Source organism: Deinococcus alpinitundrae (genome assembly GCF_009982895.1).
Lineage (GTDB): Bacteria > Deinococcota > Deinococci > Deinococcales > Deinococcaceae > Deinococcus > Deinococcus alpinitundrae.
Genome location: NZ_WXZL01000327.1, coordinates 1 through 262 on the forward strand (window position 1 = coordinate 1; position 262 = coordinate 262).

1 pseudogene is annotated in these 262 nt (G+C 61.5%); it reads right to left on the minus strand.

The window, feature by feature from the left end:
- A pseudogene (gene glyA / locus GUI70_RS23610) lies at nt 1-262 on the minus strand (serine hydroxymethyltransferase); the annotation flags it as partial.

Sequence of the window (262 nt, forward strand, 5' to 3'; positions counted from 1 at the left end):
CTTCCGCCGCCTTGCCGGTGAGTTTCTTCGGGCGCAGATCGACCAGCATCAGATGGCAATCCGTGCCGCCGGTGGTGATATTTACGCCGCGTTTCACCAGCACCTCGGCCAGCGCGCGCGCGTTATCGACCACTTGTTTTCCGTAAGCCTTGAATTCGGGTTTCAGCGCTTCGCCGAACGCCACCGCCTTCGCCGCGATCACATGCATCAGCGGGCCGCCCTGGATGCCGGGGAAAATCGCCGAGTTGAATTTCTTGCCCAG